The 24722-nt window shown below is 52.7% G+C and carries 16 protein-coding genes and 3 pseudogenes; 14 read left to right on the top strand and 5 right to left on the bottom strand.

Annotated elements, in window-relative coordinates:
- Positions 1 to 231: 231 nt before the first annotated feature.
- On the bottom strand, positions 232 to 1536 hold the full coding sequence (locus SD71_RS18280; RefSeq protein WP_041066424.1) for an aminotransferase class I/II-fold pyridoxal phosphate-dependent enzyme: 1305 nt from the start codon (positions 1534 to 1536) through the stop codon (positions 232 to 234).
- A gap of 137 nt (positions 1537 to 1673) precedes the next feature.
- Between SD71_RS18280 and SD71_RS18275 the strand changes: the two genes are divergently transcribed.
- The gene (locus SD71_RS18275) at positions 1674 to 2459 is read left to right on the top strand and encodes a helix-turn-helix domain-containing protein (RefSeq protein WP_041066421.1); all 786 of its coding nucleotides are present in this window, start codon (positions 1674 to 1676) and stop codon (positions 2457 to 2459) included.
- 65 nt (positions 2460 to 2524) lie between these two features.
- Here SD71_RS18275 and asd read toward each other — a convergent pair whose 3' ends face one another.
- The 3 genes from asd to SD71_RS18260 form a co-directional block, all read right to left on the bottom strand.
- Positions 2525 to 3316 carry an archaetidylserine decarboxylase gene (gene asd, locus SD71_RS18270; RefSeq protein ID WP_041066418.1) on the bottom strand — a complete coding sequence of 264 codons (792 nt, stop codon included), beginning with the start codon at positions 3314 to 3316 and terminating at the stop codon, positions 2525 to 2527.
- Between the two features lie 464 nt (positions 3317 to 3780).
- The gene (locus SD71_RS18265) at positions 3781 to 4194 is read right to left on the bottom strand and encodes a hypothetical protein (protein ID WP_041066415.1); all 414 of its coding nucleotides are present in this window, start codon (positions 4192 to 4194) and stop codon (positions 3781 to 3783) included.
- A gap of 331 nt (positions 4195 to 4525) precedes the next feature.
- The gene (locus SD71_RS18260) at positions 4526 to 5818 is read right to left on the bottom strand and encodes a glycosyltransferase (protein ID WP_052476387.1); all 1293 of its coding nucleotides are present in this window, start codon (positions 5816 to 5818) and stop codon (positions 4526 to 4528) included.
- Between the two features lie 192 nt (positions 5819 to 6010).
- Between SD71_RS18260 and wecB the strand changes: the two are divergent.
- The 4 genes and pseudogenes from wecB (at position 6011) to SD71_RS18240 (ending at position 9552) form a co-directional block, all read left to right on the top strand.
- Positions 6011 to 7101, top strand: a pseudogene (gene wecB, locus SD71_RS18255) (non-hydrolyzing UDP-N-acetylglucosamine 2-epimerase).
- Positions 7094 to 8081 (top strand): annotated as a pseudogene (locus SD71_RS18250) (UDP-N-acetylglucosamine 4,6-dehydratase family protein). Before wecB ends, SD71_RS18250 begins: the two co-directional pseudogenes overlap by 8 nt.
- Before the next feature lie 25 nt (positions 8082 to 8106).
- Positions 8107 to 8898, top strand: coding sequence for a dTDP-4-dehydrorhamnose reductase family protein (locus SD71_RS18245; RefSeq protein WP_326998784.1), 792 nt, complete (start codon positions 8107 to 8109; stop codon positions 8896 to 8898).
- A 48-nt stretch (positions 8899 to 8946) separates the two neighbouring features.
- On the top strand, positions 8947 to 9552 hold the full coding sequence (locus tag SD71_RS18240; RefSeq protein WP_052476386.1) for a class I SAM-dependent methyltransferase: 606 nt from the start codon (positions 8947 to 8949) through the stop codon (positions 9550 to 9552).
- An 81-nt stretch (positions 9553 to 9633) separates the two neighbouring features.
- Here SD71_RS18240 and SD71_RS18235 read toward each other — a convergent pair.
- A pseudogene (locus SD71_RS18235) lies at positions 9634 to 10894 on the bottom strand (Nramp family divalent metal transporter).
- A gap of 384 nt (positions 10895 to 11278) precedes the next feature.
- Between SD71_RS18235 and SD71_RS18230 the strand changes: the two are divergent.
- The 9 genes from SD71_RS18230 (at position 11279) to SD71_RS18190 (ending at position 24649) form a co-directional block, all read left to right on the top strand.
- Positions 11279 to 12151 (top strand): hypothetical protein, encoded by an 873-nt coding sequence (locus SD71_RS18230; protein ID WP_152619507.1) that lies wholly within the window; start codon positions 11279 to 11281, stop codon positions 12149 to 12151.
- Positions 12148 to 13815 carry a hypothetical protein gene (locus SD71_RS18225; RefSeq protein ID WP_041066409.1) on the top strand — a complete coding sequence of 556 codons (1668 nt, stop codon included), beginning with the start codon at positions 12148 to 12150 and terminating at the stop codon, positions 13813 to 13815. The genes SD71_RS18230 and SD71_RS18225 overlap by 4 nt, the downstream gene beginning before the upstream one ends.
- Positions 13812 to 18797, top strand: a complete 4986-nt coding sequence (locus SD71_RS18220; RefSeq protein WP_041066407.1) for a WIAG-tail domain — start codon at positions 13812 to 13814, stop codon at positions 18795 to 18797. The genes SD71_RS18225 and SD71_RS18220 overlap by 4 nt, the downstream gene beginning before the upstream one ends.
- Positions 18798 to 18928: 131 nt before the next feature.
- Complete coding sequence (locus tag SD71_RS18215; protein ID WP_082034332.1) at positions 18929 to 19702, top strand: glycosyltransferase family 2 protein; 774 nt, start codon at positions 18929 to 18931, stop codon at positions 19700 to 19702.
- A 1-nt stretch (position 19703) separates the two neighbouring features.
- Complete coding sequence (locus SD71_RS18210; protein ID WP_152619506.1) at positions 19704 to 20765, top strand: hypothetical protein; 1062 nt, start codon at positions 19704 to 19706, stop codon at positions 20763 to 20765.
- On the top strand, positions 20762 to 21403 hold the full coding sequence (locus SD71_RS18205) for a glycosyltransferase family 2 protein (protein WP_082034330.1): 642 nt from the start codon (positions 20762 to 20764) through the stop codon (positions 21401 to 21403). Before SD71_RS18210 ends, SD71_RS18205 begins: the two co-directional genes overlap by 4 nt.
- A gap of 86 nt (positions 21404 to 21489) precedes the next feature.
- Positions 21490 to 22785 (top strand): glycosyltransferase family 2 protein, encoded by a 1296-nt coding sequence (locus SD71_RS18200; RefSeq protein ID WP_052476384.1) that lies wholly within the window; start codon positions 21490 to 21492, stop codon positions 22783 to 22785.
- 44 nt (positions 22786 to 22829) lie between these two features.
- Positions 22830 to 23027, top strand: a complete 198-nt coding sequence (locus tag SD71_RS18195) for a hypothetical protein (protein ID WP_041066402.1) — start codon at positions 22830 to 22832, stop codon at positions 23025 to 23027.
- A 392-nt stretch (positions 23028 to 23419) separates the two neighbouring features.
- Complete coding sequence (locus SD71_RS18190) at positions 23420 to 24649, top strand: S-layer homology domain-containing protein (protein WP_041066399.1); 1230 nt, start codon at positions 23420 to 23422, stop codon at positions 24647 to 24649.
- The last annotated feature ends 73 nt before the right edge of the window (positions 24650 to 24722 follow it).

Below are 24722 nucleotides of genomic sequence, written 5' to 3'. Positions count from 1 at the left end.
AAATAAGCCCGTTGCGAGCGGCTTACATGAGATGAAGCGGCCTCGAATGACCAAATAAGCCCGTTGCGAGCGGCTTACATGAGATGAAGTGGCGGCGAATGGCCAAATAAGCCGCTGCGAGCTGCTTACATAAGCTGAAGAGGCGACGAATGGCTAAATAAGCCGCTGCGAGCGGCTTAAACATGAACAAGAGGCTGATCCGAGAAAATTCCCGGGTCAGCCTCTGCATTGTTATGCCTTGCCGGACTTCACGTCCAGCACCGCTTGATGGATGCGGTCGAACAGGTCTTCCAAATCCGGTTCCTCGATACAGGAGAACGCCACTCGCAAGTCGGTCTCGCCGAGAGCGATCGTACCGACGCCGTAGGTGGACAGCAGCCGTTGGCGAACCTCCTCGGCACCTGCGGTCAAAAGCTTGAGACACATGAAGTAACCGGAGTTAAACGGATAATAAGTCCACTCGCTGCCGTATTTGCCGCTGTCGAGCAGCTGCTTTACTTTATTCGCGCGGCCTTTCATGATCTTGAACTTCTCTTCCTTCTGCGTCTTGAACTCAGGAGATTTCAGCGCACGCAGAACGAACGTTTGAGACGGATGCGGTCCGCTGGAGATGGTGGCGCGAATGATGCCGAGCGTCTTCTGTTCAAGCGCGGCCAAGGATGCTTCCGCAAGACCGCCGTAAGTAATGAATCCGACCCGGAAACCCCATACATATTCTTCTTTCGTAGCGCCGTCGACTTTAATTGCGAGAACGCGCTCGTGCAAGCCGCAAAGCTGTCCGAACAGCGATTCGTGCAGGGAGTTCTCGAAAAACAGCCCGAAGTAAGCGTCATCCGTAACCGCGACCACATGGATGCCGGCTTCTGCCGCTTCCTTGATGGCGGCAACGATGGAACGTCCTTCTTCCGCGGTCGGCGTATAGCCCGTCGGATTGTTGGGGAAGTTCAGCAGCACGATCGCTTTGCCGCGGTCTTGTTGAGCCAGCAGGGCGTCGCGTAAGCCGGCGGCGTTAAATTTGTTGTCCTCATTATAAAGAGGATAGAGGACGAGCTCGGCGCCGCGGCGAATCCCGAACGTCAGCTCATAATTTTCCCAGTTCTTATCGGGAATGATCACCGCATCGCCCGCATCGGCGAACAGGTCGGCTGCGATGCTAAGACCATGAGTGAGAGCATTCGTAACAACAGGAAGGCTTATACTCTTATCCGCAAGCGAAGGGTTTTCCTGCAGCATTTTCTCGCGCCATACGGTGCGAAGCTCGGGTTTGCCCGCGGGCGGGGCATATTCATAAAGATCTTTCGGATCGTAAGCAGTCAATGTTTCTTGAATAACGTTCAAGTGCATCGGTTTACCGTTCTCAGTCGCGATGCCGATGGTCGCGTTATACACATTCGCTTGCTTCTTGGCTTCGGCGGATTGGCTCAGAATACCGACCTTCGGAAAATAGATCGCTTTACCCAAGCCGGAAAGCATCCGAGCGACGGCGGAGTGTTCGCGAGCAATCGTATCGTTGAGTTGTTGTGCGAGGGGATTCATGACTCCCATCCTTCCACATTTTCGTTCGCTGATATTATACACTATAGCCACGGCACCGTCACCCGACATTGACACGAGAGGTTTTCCAATTTACATTGGGTTCTAACGGGTGTGAAGCGATCGGGAGGGTAACGTTCATGCTGGATTTGGCGCCGTCATCATTCAAGCTGCTCCCCGCATTTGCCAAAATTGTCTGCGAGCCGGGATGGAAATGGCAAAAACGGGAAAAGCCGCTGGCCAACTACGATTTATTTTATGTATGGAGCGGAGAAGGGGAGGTCATTCTTAACGGCATCCCCTACCCTGTGGGGAAGGGCAGCTGCTTTCTGTTCCGCCCAGGGGATCATACGAGTGCAACCCACAATCCGCAAAAACCTTTGGTTCTCACCTATATCCATTTTGATGTGACGGAGCCTGTATCGCAAGTGCCTGAATCTTATCGGGTGTTACAGGATCCATTCGATTTCGAGTATATGCTGGCAAGATATGTGCGTTTGTTCCTCGTGCGCACCTTCGCTGCGGAAGAAGAGGCAAGGCTGATCCTGAAGCAGCTCGTTATCCACTTGCTCCGCAACGACCGGGATGAACCGGTAGAGCGCAAGGCCAGCAATCAATTAACGGAGAGCATCCACGAGGTGGCAAATTACATTCTCCAGCATCCGGGAACCCCGCACAGGGTGGATGATCTCGCGATACGTGCCGGTTTATCTTCCCGATACTTCTCCATTAAATTCAAGGAAATCATCGGAATGTCGGTGCAGACCTATATGATCCGAACACGGATTGAACGGGCACAGCATTTGCTTATGCACGCAGGCATGAATGTGACCGAAGTGGCGGATGCGCTCGGATATCGGGATATTTTCTTTTTCAGCAGGCAGTTCAAACAATATACGGGCAAAAGTCCGTCGGAGATACGTTGAACTGCCGGCAAGGGATAATTGAAAATGGGACTGCCCGCGAAGTCATGCGGCAGTCCCTTTCATACTTAATTGGTTTTCACGATTGTTCCGAGCCTCTCGCCCATACGCACCTTGTCACCGATTTTCAAGTCGGCGCGCGGTTGGAATGTACCGTCCTGCGTAAGCAGTACGATTGTTGAGCCGAATTCGAAGTAGGCCAGCTCTTGTCCGCGTTCCAGCGTAATCGGCTGCGGTTCGACGTACCGGATGCTGCTCACATTCAAAGCGCCGACCTTCACGACAGCCGCTTCTCCCGACTCGTGACGGATGTAGGTCACCAGCCGTTCGTTGCGCGACAGTACCCGCCGCATCGAGGTCAAACCGAATTCGTTAACAGGATATACACGCCCAAAGATATGCTCCGTCTCGACAACTTCCCCATCGCAAGGGGAGTGAATACGGTGATAATCCGTGGGGCTTAAATATAACACCCAAAAATAGCCGTGGCGGTATTGTGAGGTCCGGGGAGAGCCGTCCAGCAGCTCGTCCAGCGTATAATCCTGCCCTTTGACCTGAAGCATCAGACCGTCGGAAACCGGGCCGAAGCCGGTAATTCTAGCATCGACCGGGCTTACCATCGCATCAGCGGCGGAATCCACAGGCCGGCGGCCGGCTTTAAGCCTGCGCGTGAAAAATTCGTTTAGAGACGTGTACTCTTCCAGCCTTTTTTCCGCTTCATCAATCGATATGTTATACATCCTGGCAAAACGTGATATCCACCAGCGGCTCATGGAGGATTTAGCGAAACGCCCCGTTAAGCGGGACAGGGTTTTGCGTGAAGACAGTTCAGTCATCATGCGCAGCAGCCAGCGAGTCATGCAGCCGAGCACTCCTTTGCCATCAAATTCAATAGTGCAGGGTTAGTGTGACATATCATACAGCAAAGCGCAATAGCAGTCGTTTCGAGTAAGAAAACAATGAAGAAACGGTCATCAGCGCACATCCTCGCGCTCGACCGTTTGCAGTATAGATCAACTTTTACAAAAGCCTAACTCCGCATCACATATTCATAAGCTAGATAGGCTTATTTATCTCTCAAAATTGAGAAAGATAATAAGCATATTCCAATGGCTACTATAAATTTTGCGTCTATAACACTTAGTTGGATAAATATCGAGCCGACTCCCGTCTCCATAGCTTTAATTTACCAGAAAACACAAAGAGGGTGAATAACGACTTCACCCAAAATGTTATAAATTCTATAAGAAGCAGGAAAACCGTCAGGGTTGCCTGACAGTTTTCCTGCTTTGGCCGATCATTAATCCTGTGTTCCATGTCATGGTTATTGCAATAACGTGCCGCTCAGGGTAATAGGCCCAATAACAAAAGCACCCGTTGTTACGCTGGGAAAGAGCAGCTCAACTGTAAGAGTATAGGAGTGAAAACCCATCGGTGCGTTGATGTCCGTAAAAATGATGGGTACGTCTTCTACGGAATTAACGGAAGTTACATTGACTTGCTCAGCAAATACAACTAAAGAATGATCGCGCAAAACTTTTACTGCCAATTGGGGCAGGAGTAAAGTTGAAGTAATTCCGACGAGACCTTGGATAACTACATCATTCACTGCTGAGGTTACATTCAGGCCAAACTCTGCCAAACTCACAGCGGATGGAGATGCCGGAATCAAGATGGCACCCGTTGTCGTACCGATCAACGGCTGGCTAATCTGATAATCAACGATTGTTTTTACCATTTAAACCCCTTCTTCCTATTTTTATTTGATTGCACACTTCTATTTCTGAGCTTTGCTATTTCGTTATCACCTCCTTGAACTGAACTATTATATTAAATGAGAGTTGAGAGAAAACGTAATGGACAAAGAAACGGGTAAGGACAACCATTTCTATTGCGTTTTTCAAGAGCTTGGGAATTCAAACTATTGTTGAGACCGGTTAAACAATCCCCCGCCCATCCCGGACGCAACGGATAGAGACCCAAGCAGCGGGCTGTGGGTCTGGTTTTTGTATTTAAAGGAGCGATCGCTGAAGGCAGAAGAACGGCGCATCCTTTACGTTCAACCGGTTTTACCGGGCGTTTCTCCGCAGAGCAGACCGGGATTGACGTGCCCGCTTGAATTTCATGATTCGCCTGCTCCCCGACATAGAGATCCGGGAGCCCCTGTTTTTGGCGATAAACGCCTTCAGCTTATCGGTGCGGTACAATTCGCCGAGCATAAGTTTTCCGTCGAACTCTTTGCGCCCCTTCGCGGACCCCCCCCGGTAACGAGCGGAAACAATCGCGCGTTTCCGGGCGACCTCCTGCCGTCGGGCCATATGCTTGAAATAGTTTTTCGATTTCACGGAGCTGCCTTCGCCAACCACTATCGTGTAACGGGTTTTCAAACGCCGTATGGCGCTCAGGATGGCGTCCTTCCAACTCCGGGAGGAAACCCGCTTAACGCGTATTCTCGGATCGCGCACGGTTTTCAGAAGCTCGCCGGCGTTTCCTTTGGACGTCAGATCCATCAGGTACAGCTTAAAGTTGGAGTAGGATTGGTCGACTACCGCTTCCAGCATTTTCAGCGTTTTGCCGGAGAGGTCCCGAACGGGAAAAACGACCGTTATGGCCGGCCGTATTCCGCGTCTTTGGCGACCCTCGAACTGAGCGGTATGTGCGGCATCCCAGCATTTGCGGTGACTGTCCCGTGAATTTCGAATGCTGGTGGAAAGGGAGAAAGGGGAATTCAGCCGGTAGTCCATCAATTCGAATGGAATAAACTTGATCTCGCAATGTTCGCTCATCCGGATCCAATAGTCATAGTCCTGCACAGGGTCAAGCCGGTAATGTCCTACGATCCGGCAAACGGAGGTCCGGTGAAGGAAAGCGGGTCCGATAATACAGCGATCGAGCAAACGCTGCTTGGGGACATTCTGCCAAACCCGCAATTTCTCCAAAAATTTATCTTCGTGTGCCGGGGAACCGTCCTCCAAAATTTGCCGGAAGGCGGAGTAAATCAGACCGACCTCAGGGGGGGATGTAACCATTTCAGTATACAAAACCATGAGAAAGTACGGATAGTAATAATTGTCGCTCGACACCCACGTCAGATATTCGATTTCCGGGTCGGCCATCAGAATATCGAACCCCAAATTCAACGCTTCCGCTACGCCTTCGTTTTTGGGCTTCAGCACCACTTGAACACGCCCATCTCCATCGGTCTCTTCATAGATCGTCCGGACCACGTCCTCCGGCGCGCCGTCTCCCACAATGACGAATTTGTAGTTCCGGTACGACTGATCCAGGACGGACCGCAAGGCAATGCGCAGGTGGTCCAGATTTTGGCGGTACACCGGCATCACAATCCCTACATCGGCCATTTTCATTCCTCCATTCAACGGGTTTCCAACTTGTACAACATATGTTTAACAACAGGCACCCGCATGAGACAATCAACCAGTCCCGCAGGAATACACGGATTATTCAATTTTAGACGTTGTCCATACCATTATTTGTCACAATCATACTCTAATTACGGTACAGGTATATTTAACGCGGGAAGGACGGATGGAATGAAAATCATGACGATTATCGGTACCCGACCGGAGATCATCCGACTGAGCCTGATCATTAAGAAACTGGATGATGCTGCGGAAAAGCATATCCTCGTGCATACGGGACAAAACTACGCGAAATCGTTGAACGCTATTTTTTTCGAGGAAATGAAAATACGGCAGCCCGATTATTTCATTCACGCAGGGAGCAACTCCGTCGGGGAACAGCTTTCCGTCCAGTTTCGGGAAGTGGAGCGGATCCTGCAGAACGAAAAACCGGATCGGGTCCTTATTCTGGGGGACACGAACAGCGGACTTTGCGCCATTATCGCGGAACGGCACGGGATCCCGGTTTATCACATGGAGGCCGGAAACCGCTGCTACGACCTTAAGGTGCCCGAGGAAAAAACCGCAGGATCATCGACGCGGTTTCCTCCTTCAACCTGCCGTATACTCCGGGAAGCCGTCAGAACCTGCTAAGGGAAGGCTTTCCGGCCCACCGCATTGCCGTAACCGGTAATCCCATCTATGAAGTGCTGGAGCATTATAAGGAAGACATCGCCCGGAGCACGATCCTGGATACCCATCGCTTGACCCCCAACGCCTACGTTCTTATGACAGCCCACCGGGCTGAGAATGTCGACGATTCGGCACGCCTCGGGGAAATCATCGGCGGTCTTAAACGCATTGCGGACCGGTTGGGGTTACCCGTCATATGCAGTATTCATCCACGCACCCGGGATAAGTTGACGCGGTTCGGAATGAGCCACGAACATGAGGGCATCACATGGAGCGAACCTTTCGGCTTTTTCGATTTCATTCGTCTTCAGCAGTCGGCGGCCTGCGTCATCACCGACAGCGGTACGGTCCAGGAGGAAAGCTGCTTGTTTCACGTGCCGGCAGTCACCATACGGGACAGCACGGAACGGCCGGAAACCGTGGAGTGCGGCAGCACTGTGCTGTCCGGCCTGGATGGGGAGCGTATTTTCGAGTGTGTCAAGTACATGTCGGGCCTAAAACGCGAGTGGGCGCTTCCAGCAGGCTATGCGGACCCGGACGTTTCCCGTAAAGTCACCAATCTTTTGCTCGGGGGGATTTCTTATGTTTGAGAACAAAACGATTCTGGTGACCGGCGGCACCGGTTCTTGGGGAAATGAACTGACCAAACAACTGCTGGAGAGGAAGCCGAAGGAAATCCGCATCTTTTCGCGCGGGGAATTCAATCAGGTGAACATGCAGCGAAGGTTTCTCTCCCCCAAGCTTACCTTCGTGATTGGCGACGTGCGCGACTTCGAGGCTCTCGAAACTGCCATGCAGGGGGTCGATTATGTATTTCACCTGGCCGCTCTGAAACATGTTCCCGTCTGTGAGGACCAGCCGTGGGAAGCCATCAAGACTAACATCAACGGGACGGAAAAACGTCATCCGGGCGGCCATTCGCAACCGGGTAAAAAAAGTGATTGACATATCGACGGACAAGGCGGTCGACCCGATCAATCTTTACGGCATGAGTAAAGCAATCGGGGAAAGGTTGATCATCCAAGCGAACGCCAGGGATACCGACACCCGGTTTATCTGTGTACGGGGCGGAAACGTGTTGGGAACGAACGGCAGCGTCGTTCCGTTGTTCAAGTCGCAAATCGAAACGCGGGGCGCCATCACCATTACGGACAGGAATATGACCCGTTTCTTCCTGACGGTATCCGAGGCGATCGGACTCGTGTTCAAGGCGGCCGAAGAGGGAATCGGCGGCGAAATTTTTGTGATGCGAATGCCGGCCTGTAAAATAACCGACCTGGCGCGTATCCTCATCGAACATTCCGGCAGGGTGGATGTGAAAGTGTCGGAAACCGGAATTAGACCCGGAGAAAAGCTGCACGAAGTACTCGTGTCTCCAAGTGAAAGCGTGACCGCCTACCAATTCGATAATAATTATTATGTCATCGTCGGAACGCACTCGTTGAAGGAATTGACGGAGGCCTACGGCCAGCTGCCCCGCGTTCCCTTTTTGAGCTACAAATCCGACGATGTCATCATGGAGCCGTCCGAAATCCGGAACATGCTGATGCAGGGAGGTTTTCTCGCATGAAACTTCTCATTCTCGGAGCCGCGGCATGGCGGGCCATATGGCCCGTCATTATTTTGAACGGGTCGGCGGGTTCGACGTGCTGTCGACTTCCCGCGACCGGTCGGACGCTTCGACCATTTATCTGAATGTGACGAAGGAAGGGGAACTGGAGGAACTCATCATGCGAACCGGGCCGGATGTCGTGATCAACGGGACGGGGCTTCTCAACGACGTCGCGGAGAAACGTCATGACGAGGCGATTCGGGTGAACGGACTGCTGCCCCACCGCTTGGCGGGATTGGCCGAAGTTTTCGGCTATAAATTCGTTCACATCAGTACGGACTGCGTCTTTTCGGGCGCAAGGGGCGGCTATACGGAAGAAGACAGGCCGGATGGCTGTACCTGGTATGCCCGTACCAAAGCTCTCGGGGAAGTGAACAACGCCGGCAGCCTCACCTTTCGGACATCGATTATCGGACCGGAACTGAAGACGGACGGCATCGGTTTATTCGAATGGTTTATGAAGCAGCGGGGAACCATTCCGGGCTATGCTAACGTCTTTTGGACCGGCGTCACCACGCTTGAGCTGGCCAAGGCGATTCACGCCGCCATCTTGCAGGATCTGTCAGGTCTTTATCACCTGGTTCCGCCGGAGAAAATATCAAAATTCGAACTGTTGTCCCTGATCCGGACGGTTTACGGCAAAGAAGACGTGGAAATCGTGGAATCCCCGGAACCCCGGATCGACAAAAGCCTCATCTGCACAAGAACGGATTTCCGTTACCGGGTTCCCGATTACGGGACCATGCTGCAGGAATTGAGAGATTGGACCTCATGACATAGTGCATAACTTATCTTATAACTGTTCAAGGGAGGTGTCGGGGAAATGGATCGTTCGCAAAGCGATGAACGGTGCTATGAAATTCCCAACAAGGATTACTTAAGCATCGTCAAGGAGCTCATCGATCCGTGCTTCAGTCTTTTAGATGTCGGCTGCGGTACAGGGGACCGCTGCTTTACCGTTACGGGCTTTATAGTCGGTCTGGAAATCCACCGGCCTTATCTGGAAAACCGGGAAAATCGGCAGCCGCATATTATTCCCCTCAATGCCGACGCGATGAAGATGGACCAGCTGTTTATGCCCAAGACGTTTTCGGCCGTTTTGTTCATGGATACCCTGGAGCATTTCTCTAAAAAGGATGGCCTGCACCTGCTCAAGGTCGCGGAGGAAATCGCGACGGATAAGGTCGTCGTGTTTACGCCCCGCGGCTTTTTCCCGCAGCGTAACTATGACTATTACAATATGCAGGGAGAACGATTCCAGGAGCACCGCAGCGGGTGGGAGCCCGAGGACTTTTTGGAAAGGGGATACTATGTACTCGTCCTGAAAGGGCTTCACGATGCGCAAAATCCTTCTTTTGTCCGGTCATTCGGAGCCGACCATCCGCCGGTCGACGCCCTGCTGGCCTATAAAATGATAAGGGAGACGTAAAAAGTATCAGCCCGAATGACGGAGTGTATCTGTTAAATGAACCCGAAGGGATTATCCCTCCGGGCTTTTGAATGTTCGATCTCAGCCCCAAAACGTGCGGTACAGCAAGTAGCCATTTAATCCCATGATAATAACGGCAATGAACCAAGCCAGAATGTTAAGCCACATCGGATTTGCAAATTCGCCCATCTTCGCTTTGCTGCCTGTGAAGCGGACCAGCGGGACGACAGCGAATGACAGCTGCAGTGACAGAATGACTTGGCTGAGAATGAGCAGATCAACCGTGCCGCTGTCCCCATATATGGCTGTGACGATAACCGCGGGAATGATGGCGATCAATCGGGTGATCAGCCGCCGCAGCCATGGGCGCAGTCTCAGATTGAGGAAGCCTTCCATGACGATTTGGCCCGCCAGCGTACCCGTCAAAGTTGAATTCTGACCCGAAGCGAGTAATGCGACCCCGAACAGGATGGAGGCAACTGTCGTGCCGAGCAGCGGCGACAGCAAATGATAAGCATCCCCGATTTCTGCCACGTCATTGTGTCCTGAAGTATGAAATACCGCCCCGGCCAGAATCAGTATCGCCGCATTGATGAACAGCGCGAAAAAAAAGCGCGATGGTGGAATCCCATGTCGAGAAGCGAATGGCCTGCCTTTTGCCGAGCGGTGTTTGCTCGAATTGGCGGGTTTGAACGATTGCGGAATGAAGATACAGATTATGAGGCATTACCGTTGCGCCCAATATCCCGATGGCGATATAGAGCATTTCAGGATTTTTGATAATTTCAGCGCTTGGCACGAACCCGAGCATAATACCGCCCATATCCGGACGCGACCAAAATAGCTCAATTCCGAAACAAATTCCAATAGTAGCAATCAGAGCGATAACCAGAGCTTCGATATATCGAAAACCTTTATTTTGCAAAAATAGAATGAGGAGAACGTCGAACGCGGTCAGCAGAATCCCATAGAGAAGCGGTATGCCGAACAACAGGTTGAGTGCGATAGCGGCACCGATCACTTCCGCCAGATCGCAGGCTGCGATGGCCAGCTCGCATAGAAACCATAGCCCGTAGCTCACAGGTTTACTGTAATGATCGCGGCACGCCTGTGCCAAGTCCCGACCCGTGACAATGCCGAGCTTGCCGGACAAAGCTTGCAGCACGATTGCCATTAAGTTAGACATCATAATGACGCAGAGCAGGGTATAGCCGAATCGAGATCCACCCGCTATATCGGTCGCCCAGTTGCCGGGGTCCATATAACCGACGGCCACCATATAACCGGGACCGGCGAACGCCAAAAATTTGCGGAACGTGGAGCCGTTCTTAGGGATCCGCATGGAACGGTAGACCTCAGGCAGCGAAGGCTGCGTTCTTTCCCGCCGCCAACCGTCTTTCCTTTGTCTTGCAGCCTTAGCGGATTGGGCAGCGTGAGATTGGCTGATGACCAAATCATCCTTCATGAATGTTCACCCCTCTGTTGTTGCGCTTGGCAACAAGTGTAGCATTAATGACAGTAATTTTCCCTAGGGCAAAACTTGAATTGCTTTAACTATACGCTCGCAAGTCACAAAAGTAAACTCATGCGGCAAATATTTTTTCGCTTAATTATTTATAGCGCCCATTGAATTCAATTTGGCTCGTGACAGGCGCCTATCCTCGTGGCGTGCCTATGGGTGAATGCATATGATACTGAAGATTTCGATGCATGGAAGGAGATGAACATGAAAAAGAAACCGGAAAAGAAGATGTCCAAACCGCGCCGGCCCCTTTATTACGTCGACAATCCGAACAAGCTCGAGCTTAAATGGCTGGATGACATACAGAAAAAGCCGGATACCGGACCGATCTCCGTTCACGGTTCTGCAGCGGCAGCAGAGCCGATCATGCCGGCGCATGGCGGAGTGAGGCAGGGGCGGGTTAACTCCAAAACGGGCAAACAATCCGTGTTCAATGCGCAGGCAGAGCGGAAACAGCAGTTGGAGCTGCTCGAGCAGCCCGCCTCGGAGCTTATATCGAGCCCCCAAGAGACAGAGGAAATCGTAGCGGTCGCAACTTCCGTATCCCCGGCTATAGAATTGCCTGAGGAAGTGAGCTTGGCGGATGTAGAGTCGATCATGGAAAGCTCGCAAAATGAAACCGAGCTGGCAGCGGACGCCATCGCGGAGATTTTGCGCGAGGAGACGGCAGAACAGACGGAAGTGGAGCAGCTTGCCGCTGCCGAGGCGGAGCAGGTTGCAGCCGCGGAAGCGGCAGACGAACGGGAGCTTCGCGCATCCAAGTTGGAAGAGAAAAGGATGCCGTCAAAGCCGGCTCCGCTCGTCTATACGGATGACCTGGCGGACGAGGCAGTCACAAGCGAGAAGATCGCTTCATTGGCGGTTAAAGCTGCTCATTTGGCGTCAGATTCAATCCATACGGCTGCGCTTGCCGATTACGCGGTTACCTCGATCAAGCTGGCGGACGGCTCCATCACTTCATCTAAAATCGCACCGGAATCCATCGTAGGCGACCATCTGACTAAAAAATTCGATTTCCGGACAAAAAAATTCGCGACCGATCCATCACCAGCGAGAAGCTCAAGGATGGCAGCGTGACTTCGGAGAAGCTGGCGGATCGAACGATCAGCTCCGATAAAATTGCCGAAGGGTCGATCGAGGCCAAGCATTTGAGCTTGTCGCTCATTACCTCCGAATTGCTGCAGGACCACATCATTACGTCGGAAAAAATTAGGAGCGGCGCGATTCGGAGCGAAAACCTGGCCAACGAGAGTGTCGACACCTCCAAATTAGCGGACGGCTCCGTAACGTCATCCAAGCTGAGAGACAGTGCGGTGACGAATGAAAAAATTGCCCGCGGAGCCATTGATTCCAAGCATTTGGCCGAGGGATTGATACTGGCTCACCATGTGGCGATCGGCGCACTGCAGGGAAAGCATTTGGCCCCGCACTCGGTGGAGGCAGAGCATCTTCGGGAAGGGGCGGTCGGAGGCCGTGAATTGGCTGATGGATCCGTGTCCGGAAACAAGCTCACCTACGGGTCGGTGCAGGCCGAGCATGTGCAAGGCGGGTCGATCCAAAGCTTTCATCTAGCCGAAGAGTCCGTTGCGACCCGGCATCTGGCCGATGATTCAGTAACGGCTTCAAAGCTGACGGAACAGTCCGTGACCACCATTAAACTTGTAGATCAGGCAGTGACCTCCAAGAAAATCGCCGATCAAAGCGTTGTTTCGAATAAATTGGCGGATGAGGCCATCCAAAGCCGCCACTTGTCCAAAGGAAGCATAATATCCGACAAGCTGGCGGAAGGGATTATCGAATCACGCCATTTAATGAACAGGTCTGTACAAAATCAGCATTTAGCGATGCAAGCCGTCGGTCGGGAGCATTTGCAGGATGGAGGCATCGGTCCCGAGCAGATTGCGGAAGGGACGGTTCAGAGCCGTCATTTGACGGAGGGAGCGGTCGGAACACTGCAGCTCGCGAACGGATCGGTTGTGGGAGAGAAGCTCGGAGATAATTCCGTTGCCACCAGGCACGTAGCTGCCGGCTCAATTAAAGCGGAGCACCTATCTTCTGAGAGCGTGACTGCAGAGCATTTGGCGTCCGGTTCGATCAAGCCCTATCATTTTGGCGCCGAGTCGGTTGTGACGGGAGCGCTGGCACCGGATTCGGTGGAAGGCCGCCATTTGCGCCAAGGAGCTGTCCAAACCGCCCACTTGGCGAATGGAGCAGTCGGTACGGCTGCCCTGCAAAATGAATCGGTCACGGACAAAATACTGGCACCCGGCTCGGTCGGCGAACGGCAGCTTGGGATTCGCGCCGTTTTTTCGCATCATCTTACGGACCATTTAATCACCTCGTTAAAACTTTCGCCCGAATGCGTATCGACGGATAAACTGGCGGATCTGGCTGTGACCACGGTTAAACTGGCTGACGGCAGCATCACTTCCGCCAAGCTGGACGAAGATTCCGTTTACGAGCGTGCTTTGAAGGATGGGGCGGTGACGGCACGCGTATTGGCGGAAGGCGCTGTGGGCTCCAACCATCTTCAATCCGGCGCAGTGAAAAGAAAGCATTTAAGTGACGGAATCGTAACTACATCCATCTTGGCGGATGCGGCGGTGACATCCGAGCGTCTTGCCGAAGGAGCGGTAAATTCGTCTCATCTGTCGCCTGAAGCGGTACAAAGCCTCATCTTGCCGAGCAGTCGATACTCGGAGTCCATCTGGCCGAAAAGAGCATCCGTGAGCATCATTTGAGTGATGAGGCTGTAACATCCAAAAAGCTGGCGGCGGACAGTGTCGAGGGCCGACATCTGAAAAGCGGAACAATCAACGGAAGCCATCTTGCGGAGCATTCAATAACATCCAATCATTTGGAGGCCGGTTCTGTCGATTCCATCCATCTGCAGGAAAGCATTGTGAAGACCAGTCATTTGTCCCCGTTCAGCGTGGCCGAGTTCTCTATCGCAAACGGCGCCGTTACAGCAGATAAGCTTGCCGACGAAAGCGTAACCTCCAATAAGCTGTCCGTCGGCAGTGTCGGCAGTGCGCAGCTGCAGCTTGAAAGCATCAGCGGAAAGCACCTTAAACCGGAGTCCGTACATGGTTTCCACCTTCGCAAAGGAACAGTCGCCCTGTCACATCTCGCGCCTGATATGTTTGATCTGGTCAAGATGGCGGAACGCCGTATCGATGCAGAGCGGATGGAACCGAATGCGGTCGGCTCCACACATTTGATGGAACGGGCTGTTTCGGAAAATAAGCTGGCCGAAGGCAGTGTAACAGCGTCCAAGTTGGCCGGTCACAGTGTAACGACCGACAAGCTGTTAGACGGCGCGGTTACCGGCCGGAAGCTGGCGGTGAATGCGGTAGGATCAGAGCATTTAACGGACGGATCGGTTACGTCGGATCAGCTGGCCGACAACAGTGTCACATCCGATAAGCTGCTGGATTTCTCGGTTACGGCGCAAAAACTGGGGTCCGGCGCGGTAGAAGAAGAGCAATTGGCTGACGGTGCCGTGACGACAGCGAAGCTCGCACCGGGGGCTGTCACTGCTGAAATTCTCTCAGCATCCTTATTGAAATGTCTAAAAACAGCCGCAAGCCCGATCACTTCAGAACGCTTGGCGGACGGTTCGGTAGGTTCGATGCAACTGGCCGACCTGAGCATAACGACCGACAAGTTATTAGACGGTTCGGTGACCGGCGCGAAGCTGGCGGCCGGCGCGATCAGATCAGAGCAGCTGGCGGACGGCTCGGTCACCGGACTGAAGCTGGCAGCCGGCGAAATCAGTCAGGATCACCTTGCGCCTTCGCTGCTGGAGATACTTGCTGCTGCCGGAAGCCTGATCGAAGGAGACCGGTTGGTTGATGGCGCCGTTACTGCATCGAAGCTCTCCGAAGGCTCGGTGGGACAGGAACAGCTGGCTGACGGCAGCATAGGTTGGACGAAGCTGGCTGATCAGAGCGTTACGGCCGAGAAATTAATGGACGGTGCGGTTACCGGAGAGAAATTGGCAGCCGGTTCAATAAATGCGGAGCATCTCGCGGAGAGCAGTATAACGACCGACAAGCTATTGGACGGTGCAGTCATCGCGCAGAAGATTGCAGCAGGTTCTGTTGGTGCGGAGCAGTTGGCCGATCAAAGTATAACGACCGGCAAGCTGTCGGACGGCGCGATAACCGGAGAGAAGCTGGCAGCCGGCTCAGTAGGTACGAAGCAGCTTGCCGTGCACAGTATAACGACCGATAAGATAAGCGACGGTGCGGTAACCGGAGAGAAATTGGCAGCAGGATCAGTAGGCGAGGAGCAGCTTGCCGACCGCAATATTACGTCCGAAAAGCTGATGGACGGTGCGGTTACCGGGCCGAAGATCGCAGAAGGATCTGTAGGAGCAGAGCAGTTGGTCGATCAAGGTATAACGACCGGCAAGCTAATGGACGGTGCGGTAACCGGAGAGAAATTGGCGGCAGGTTCAGTAGGTGAGGCGCAGCTTTCCGAACATAGTATAACGTCCGATAAATTGATGGACGGTGCGGTCACCGAAAAGCAACTTGCTGCAGGCTCGGTCGGGACGGAACAATTGGCTGACGGCGCCGTTACCTCGGCCAAACTGGCCTACGGGGCGATCAGCAGCGAGCAGATCGCGGACGGCTCGATTACCTTCAACAAACTCAGTAAGGTAGTGATAACGTCTGAGCATCTCGCGGCAGGCGCTGTGAATGGGGAAAAGATTTCCTCGCGGACCGTCAGCTCCTCTCATCTCATTCCAGCCTCGATTCTCGGTTATCACATCGGCGAACAGGTCATTGCCTCCAGTCATCTTCAGCAAGAGGCCGTAACGGAAGCACATCTTGCTCATGCCAGTGTAAGTAATGCGAAGCTGGCCGACGGAAGCGTATCGACTGCGAAGCTGACGGATGGTGCGGTTACCGGCCGGAAGCTGGCGACAGATTCGGTCGGTGCGGAGCAGCTGGCGGACGGCTCGGTAGGCACGAAGCAGCTTGCTGACCACAGCATAACGTCGCACAAGCTGGCGGACGGTGCGGTTACAGGACAGCAGCTGGCGGCTCGCTCGGTAGGTCCGGAGCAGCTGGCAGACGGAGCCGTTACAACTTCGAAGCTGGCCTATGGTTCAGTTAGACCGGAGCAAATTGCCGACGGTTCAATTACAGCCGATAAGCTGAGCAAAGCGAGCATTACAGCTGATCAGCTCGCACCGGACGCGATCAATGCACTTCATATTTCGGAACGGAGCATTGGATCTTCCCACATCAGCCCAAGTTCGATTCTCGGTTTCCACATTGGCGAACAGGCTATTACGTCTACCCACCTTGAACAGCAGGCTGTAACGACGGAACTTCTTGCTGACTGCAGCATAACCGGCGCCAAACTGGCGGCAGGCAGCATAACGGCAGAACACCTGGCGGAAGGCATCGTGTTCGGGGAGAAGCTGGCAGAAGGAAGTATAACTGAGGTGCATCTTGCGGACGGGAGTGTGAACGGGGCGAAGCTGGCGGTTGGCAGCGTAACGGCAGAACACCTCGCTGACGGCACTGTAACGGGAGGGAAGCTGGTGGCAGGCAGCTTAACGGCAGAGCACCTCGCGGACGGCAGCGTAACCGGCGTCAAGCTGGCAGTCGGCTCAGTAGGTCCGGAGCAGCTTGCCGACCACAGTATAACATCAGATAAGGTAATGGACGGTGCGCTTACCGGAGAAAAACTGGCAGCCGGTTCAATAAATGCGGATCATATCGCTGACCGAAGCATAACGTCCGACAAACTGATGGACGGTGCGGTTTCCGCACAGCAGCTTGCGGCAGGCTCCATCGGAACGGAACAATTGGCTGACGGCGCCGTCAGCTCTGCCAAACTGGCCTACGGGGCGATCAGCAGCGATCAGATCGCGGACGGCGCGATCACCTCCATCGGAACGGAACAATTGGCTGACGGCGCCGTCAGCTCTGCCAAACTGGCCTACGGGGCGATCAGCAGCGATCAGATCGCGGACGGCGCGATCACCTTCGACAAACTCAGTAACGTAGTGATAACGTCTGAGCATCTCGCCCCAGGTGCTGTGAATGGGGAGAAGATTCCCGCACGAAGCATCAGCTCCTCGCACCTCAGCCCAAGTTCGATTCTCGGTTATCACGTCGGCGAACAGGTCATTGCCTCCAGTCACCTCCAGCAGGAGGCCGTAACGGTAGCTCATCTTGCCGACGGCAGTGTAAGTCAAGCTAAGCTGGCTGACGAGAGCGTAACGACTGCGAAGCTGATGGATGGTGCGGTTACCGGCCGGAAACTGGCGACAGGTTCGGTCGGAGCGGAGCAGCTGGCGGACGGCGCCGTTACAACTTCGAAACTGGCTTACGGTTCAGTTGGACCGGAGCAAATTGCCGAAGGTTCAATTACAACCGATAAGCTGAGCAAAGCGAGCATTACAGCGGAACAGCTTGCAGTTGGAGCTGTCAATGCCCGTCATATTTCTGAACGGACGATAATCTCTTCTCACATTAGTCCCAATTCGATTCTCGGTTTCCACATTCGCGAACAGGCCATTACGTCCAGCCACCTTGAGCAGCAGGTTGTAACGGCAAAGCACCTTGCGGACCGCAGCATAACAGGCGCCAAGCTTGCGGCAGGCAGTATAGCGGCAGAGCATCTGGCGGATGGCAGTGTGAACGGGGCGAAGCTCGCGGAAAACAGCGTAGCGGCGGAGCACCTCGCGGAAGGCAGTGTAACAGGCGCCAAGCTGGCGGCAGGCAGTATAGAGACAGAACACCTTGCTGAATGCAGCGTAACAGTGACGAAACTCGCCGAAGAAAGTGTAACGACCGAGAAGCTGACGGATGGGGCGGTTGACGGGAGAAAACTTGCGGATGGCGCCGTTACGTCGGAGAAGCTGGTACCCGGTTCGGTTGCAAATCATCATATTGCTGATGCGTCCATTACCGGCGACAAGCTGAGTAAAGCAAGTATTACAGCGAACCTGCTCGCGCCTGCAGCTGTCAATGCCGAGAATATTGCCGTAAGAAGCATTGGCTCCGTTCACCTCACTCCGAGCTCCATTCTGCCTCACCACCTTGGGGAACAGGTTGTTACGTCAATTCACATCGGCCAGCACGTTGTTACGGCAGCACATCTGGCGGAGGGAAGCGTCAACGGCTCGAAGCTGGCCTCAGAAAGTATAACGGAGGCTCACCTAGCAGATGGAGCCGTCAGCGGGTCGAAGCTCTCGCCTGAGGTTCAGGATCTTCTAACGAAGCTTACGCTGACGCAGATCCAACTTTCACAGCAAGCTTCAACGGCGATCGCCGGTGAGGTGCCGGAAATGCTTGAAGCCAGTGTAACGGAACAACATCTAGCCGACGGCAGTGTCAGTGGAGACAAACTCGCAGCGGCCAGCGTAACTGACCGGCATTTGGCAGACGGCAGCGTGAGCCCTTCGAAGCTTTCTTTCATGCCGGTTGCGGCTCAAATGCCCGACGTGACAATGGCATTCGGCAGCGAGCAGTACAATTTCCAAGGCGCAATGGAATCCATCAAGCTCACGGTGTCGTTCTCAGTCCCATTCGCGGATGATTCTTATGTTCTGGTCGCGATGTCGGATCATCCTTCATGCGGCTGCATTCTGAGCGGCAAACGGCCTAATGAAGCGGACTTGGAGATCATCCGTACTCGACTGGCTCCGGAGCCTAAAGGATGGATTCAATGGATTGCCATCGGGAAAAAAGCATAGCTTGACTCTGCAGCGGCTCCGAATCCCCGGAGCCGCTTTTTAGCGCTCAGGCCGGTACCGGAATAGTACATATGCCGTTGCGAATGGACACGGCAAACATACAATGTCATGTACGCATTGGCCCGAATTTCATGGGGGTGGATAGACTGTCGAACAAATTCGGTAAAAGCCGGAGGTCTTACCGACCCTTAGTCTCCGTTGTCATACCGGTCATGAATGAAAGACAAAAACTGTCCAGCGTTATTCGAGAAGCCTTCCGTGTGCACCCCCGTACGGAAGTCATAGTTGTGGTTAACGGTTCTACAGACGGTTCACTCGGAATCGCACAAAGAAGCGGCGCCAAGGTACTCGTCTATGACCGTCCGCTTGGACACGATGTCGGCAGATCTATAGGCGCCGACAATGCGAAAGGGAGCATTCTGTTGTTTATTGACGCCGATATGATTATCCCTGCTGTGAAGCTGAAGCCATTTGTGAACGCCGTAGCGAAAGGGGTAGACGTGGCGCTGAACGACTATTCGGGTCCCGTTAAAAGGTCAAAGGTGCACGGAGTCGTTCTTGCCAAGCATGCATTAAATCAATTGCTCGGCAGACCCGATTTACAAGGCGCATCGTTGACGGCAGTGCCGCACGCACTCAGCCGCAAAGCGCTTGATGCTATTGGCTCCCCCGCACTTTCGGTACCTCCGTTGGCGCAGGCAAAGGCTATCCATAAAGGTCTGAACGTACGCCGGGTCATATTCGTGAATGTAGGACGGCTGAACCGAAGGCGAGGCAAACGCAAATATTCGTTGGAACGTCTTATTGTGGGAGATCATTTGGAAGCCATTGAGTGGTGGATGTCACAGACTGATGCCCGGGGCGGATATGAGGATGTAACCCGTCAACGATGGATGGTGAAATAGGATGAAAAAACGACGAAGCGGGGCTGCGCCAGGGGGTCCCGGCTCAGGCAGCCGGATGACAAGCTCGGACCATCCCGTATCCAAAGGCGAAGCGTACGTTGATTATTCCGCTGGACTGAAGCACGGGAAAGCTTGGCTTAGAAGCGAACGGTTCCAAGCGACTGAGGACCAGCTCCGGCACGCCGCCTGCAAGCACTGGTACGAATATTACCGCAGAACCAAAGCTTTCAAAGTGCCCATATGGAAAGTCATTCTGCATAGAGGCAAAGATTATATCCGCGGATTTATGAAGGGCTGCGGCATGAAAAGCGATGTATGTCCCGTACCCCTTCGGAGAACGGCCTGTGCCATCGTCTGTGCCGGTGAAGACCCGAAGGCTCTGCAAAAAGTTTTGAAGCGGCTCGATCAACTTCCGCTGACGGAAATTATCGCAGTGCTGCACAATGCCTCGGACGAATTGTTTACTGCCGCAAGAAACAGCAGAAGAACGCTGATTGCCCATCTGCCGGACACGATAGACGCCGATGTCGGACGGGCACTGGGCGCCAAATTAGCGGCATCCGATATTCTGTTATTCGTTGACGCTGAGCACAAAGCAGATGCGGAAGTCTTGGCTCGCTTCCTGTGGGAGTGCGACAATGGGCTGGATGTTGCCTTAAATGACATTTCGCCCAGCATGGGCTTATTTCACGAAAGAGACGGTGCCCAGCATATCCCTGAATTTTTGAATGCCAGCTTACGGAGGCAGGATTTGAAAAACAACTCCTTGTCGACGCTGCCCTTTGCACTTACCAGGCGCGCTTTCAACACCATCGGCGCCCCGAGGCTTGCGGTCCCTGCCAAAGCGCATGCCGCAGCGATTCTGGCCGGTTTGCGCATCGGACTCGGAGGTGCGGTTAAACCGCCGAAGCGCAGTAAGAGCCGATTAATTGCCGACCAATGGAGAACATCCGCAGGCGATCATGTGGAAGCATTGCGAGAAGCTTTGAGCGTTAGGGGAAGCCGGTTACGGTTTGCCGATTTGATCCGCAATCGCAATGTTCTGGAGGATCGAAAACGATGACAAAAGCATCGATCATCATACCGACGTATAACCGGCTTGGTTTGCTGCAAAATTGCATCGCATCGATACGCGAACATACGAATACCTCCCATGAAATTATCGTTGTGGATCGTGCTTCCAGCGACGGGACAGCAGACTGGTGCAGGCGAGAGAAACTTCCTATCATTTCATTGCCGCGTAATGAAGGGTTTTCCGTCGCCTGCAACAAAGGGCTTCTATTGTCGTCAGGCGACACGCTGGTTTTGCTGCATAGTGACACAGTAGTGAGCCCAAATTGGCTTAACAATTTGCAAGAAGCGCTATACAGCAGTTCGGACATCGGTATTGTCGCTCCGGTATTGAATCGTGCCGGCGATTCGCAGAAAGTCCATTACCCTTTTGAAAATATTGAGGAATTTCAAAGAATTGCCGCAGAGGTCAATATTTCGGATCCGGAAAAGTGGAAGCGGGTCGAAACATTCCTCGGCGTATGCGTCGCGTTTCAAAGGGCACTAATGGAAAAACTCGGCCTATTGGATGAACGCCTGTCCGGCGCAGAGCAGGCGGAAGAGGACTACAGCATTCGCAGCAGGCGTCTAGGCCTCAGCCTCCTCGTCTGCCAGGATACGTTCATTTTCCATGATTACAGTGAAAAGTAAGCGGGCGCTGATGTAGAAGATATCCGGTCGCTGGAGGAAGCAGGAAGGAGATTGAAGGGCACAATCCCCTAACAGAGGTGATGGGTATGGCGGATGCGCAATCGTTACTCCGAAATATCAAGAACCGCCGCAGAGCATCTCTTTCTGCCACTGAATCGCAGCGGAAAGTCAGTTATCGGGTGGGTTTCCGAGAAGGCTACCGCCAAGGTGTGCAATACGGCATTCAAAATTATCCGAAGTTGTTTGACGGAACCAGCATTGTAATTGCAACGCATAATCAGCTTGATATGCTCCGGCAATGTATCAACAGCATTGCTGCGTATACGAATTCGTCCTATGAAATTATCGTGGTGGATAATGCGTCGACTGACGGAACTGCGGATTATTTGCAGAAGGCTCAAGGATTGATGCGCAGCAGAATTATGGACTCCCACCGAGGGTTGTCAGGCGCGCTTAACGCGGGAATGATGATGGCCAAAGGCACAACAATTGTGCTGATGCGTAGCGAAACGTGTGTAACCGATAATTGGCTGGACAATATGCTTGTCTGTTTGAACAGCGACGACGGAATCGGCATGGTGAGTCCGGTTACCGAGTTCGAGCGAAACGATAACCGGCCGGATGCATCCCCCTGGCGCCGAACTGATCGTTTGACGGGCTATTGTCTGCTGTTCCGCCGGAAGCTGTTCGAAGAGGCGGGTTATTTTGACGAAGGATACGAGGACTCCAATTTTGTGGATGACAATTACAGCATACGGGTAAGGCTGCTCGGCAAAAGTCTTGTCATTGCAAACGATGCGTGCGTTCATAACATTGGCGGAGAAGGCGGCGGGGCTTCCGCTGATCGTTCAGCAACTGTCGATGATCATGACCGCTTTTATTTCATAGACAAATGGAACAATCCCTATGAGTGGATTCATCGTGTGCGCAGTCATAAGCATATCAGCCATGGAGAAACGATTACCTCGGTATCGTTTTATCCGGAGCGGGTTGCCGTTCAAGGGTTCGGTGCCAACATTTACTGGATTGAGAACGGGCAGCGCAGACAGATCGAAGGAGTGGTGTCTTTCCCTATCACACGCATTTCGCAGATCGACCTACGACGGTGGCCGGTTGGCGCCCCGATTACCGCACATGAGGCAGAACGGCGCTGGCGTGGGTTGGGAGATCCGATCGGTCTGGATATCGGTATCGCCAGGCTGCCGGATGGAGCCAGCTACCATGTCGAGGGGGGGACAATTCGGAAGATTACCAGCTCAGCCGCCATGCAGGCTTGGAGCTTGCATTTGAAGCCGTCTTTGGCGGTTTCCGACAAGATGCTTGAGGAAAGGGCTGAGGGGCTGCCGATCATTGCACCGCCTTTGTTGAAGCAGCCATTGTAGCAGCCGGGGGATCGTATGCGCAACTTGGGGAGGCGAGTTGACGAGTGAAAAGCAAGCATCGAAATGCCGATGTTAGAAATGCTAAGCTGCGGATTGAGAAGACGCAAAGTCAGCCGAGACGACATAACAAAAGAGCAAGTAAAAGCGCCGACGATGATGAGGCATACCATGATGGGCATTATGCCGGCTTTGCCAAAGGGTTCGAAGAGGGGCACCAAATGGCTTATGAGCAGCAGGTGTAACTGGCCCATGCGCCCAAAATGACCGTATCAGTGGGGTAGTCACGGCCTCAACCACTTTGATGCGGACAAAACGGGCGTATCAGCCGGCTTTTGGACCGACAGAACATGCAATCATGAACCGATACGCCCAAAATGTCCGTAACAGCGGGTAGTCACGGCCCCATCTCACTTTGATGCGGACAAAATGGGCGTATGCGCCGGCTCTGTGCCGACAGCACATGCGAGTGCGAATCTCCACCTGTTGACGAATTTTGACAATATTTTATATAATAAAATTATTAAAAATAGGATATCAACGCGAGGAAGCACCCGCAGACGTTAACCGATGTCGGCCCGTGCTTTCTTTTTTTATTGCTGAATGATCTGAACAATATATCTAAGGAGTGCTGTGTTTGAAAAAATGGATCTTGATTTTAGCTGCGATGACTTTTGCTCTAGCTGTTCCTGTCTATGCTCAAAATGATACGCCTGCCGCGCCTAAGTTTAAGGATTTGCCGGTAAATCATTGGGCTTATGAACCGATTATGCTGGGTGTCCACAAGGGATATATCAAAGGCGGCACGGACGGCACGTTTCGTCCTCATGATTCGGTGACCGTGGCTGAATTTATTAAAATGACCTTTATGTCGCTTACGGACAATTCATCGGGTTTTGTCTGGTGGGGGGATCAATATCTGGCTATGATTCCCGAGTGGTATCAAAGCTCTTTCAATTCGGGTACGGTGAATTTCGAACAAGGCTCGCCGTGGTATTCAAACTATATCGCGACGGCTCAAAACCTCGGTATCATCTCGGATGAATATGCCGGCCGGTACGATGAACCTTTAACCCGCGAGCGTGCAGCAAAAATTCTTAATAACGTGGATGATATATTTCACGGGCCGTTTTCAAGAGAATATGCGATGATTGCAGGCGCCCAGCTTTTTAAGGATTTTAATAGGTCAGATACATACTTCCAAGAATACATTGGTGATGTTGCCCTTCGCGGCATTATGAACGGTAACGAACAAGGCTACTTTAATCCGAAAGCGACCATTACCCGCGCAGAAGCCGCCCAAATATGCATGGTCCTGGCCGACGACTCGCTGCGTAAGAAAACAGAAGTCAATTTAGCTGGCGTTCCCTACTCTACCGTTCCTCTGCCGGGATATGGTTCGATGACCTTCGTGTTCGCCAACGAAGAAATGAAAATGGTTTACGACAACATGTACGCCCGACAAAAAGACTATCCCGGCGCAACGAATGCTTATACGGGACAACTCTTGTATTATAAAAATGAAGGGTTCAAACTAAAAGGTTTTGAAGATACATTCTATGTAAATTTACATGAGCCAACCACCTCTGATTTTGGCATAAGCTTCACTGGTAACGTATATACAATGACCATTTCTACAGAAATTGGTATGTTTGAGAGAGCGACTGATGATATAAATTATTTCTCCTCCCTAATTTTTAAAGATAGCATCGGAGAATTTTTTACTGAAGTGAAGGTAACACTTCAGTCTGCACGAACAAATAAGTATAATCAGAGCAGTAAAATTATTGAAGGTAGGCAGGTTATTATTAACTCGTATACGGATTTTATAAATGTAGGGATATCCGCATACCAAGATAAGATTTAACTAGATAAAAGGAAGTTATTGGGGAAGCACCTCTTTAATAATGCACAAACCGTGCGTTGTTAAAGAGGTGTTT

Origin of the sequence: Cohnella kolymensis (assembly GCF_000829465.1) — a bacterium.
Classification (GTDB): Bacteria; Bacillota; Bacilli; order Paenibacillales; family Paenibacillaceae; genus Cohnella; species Cohnella kolymensis.
This window is presented reverse-complemented; position numbering and strand designations above follow the sequence as displayed.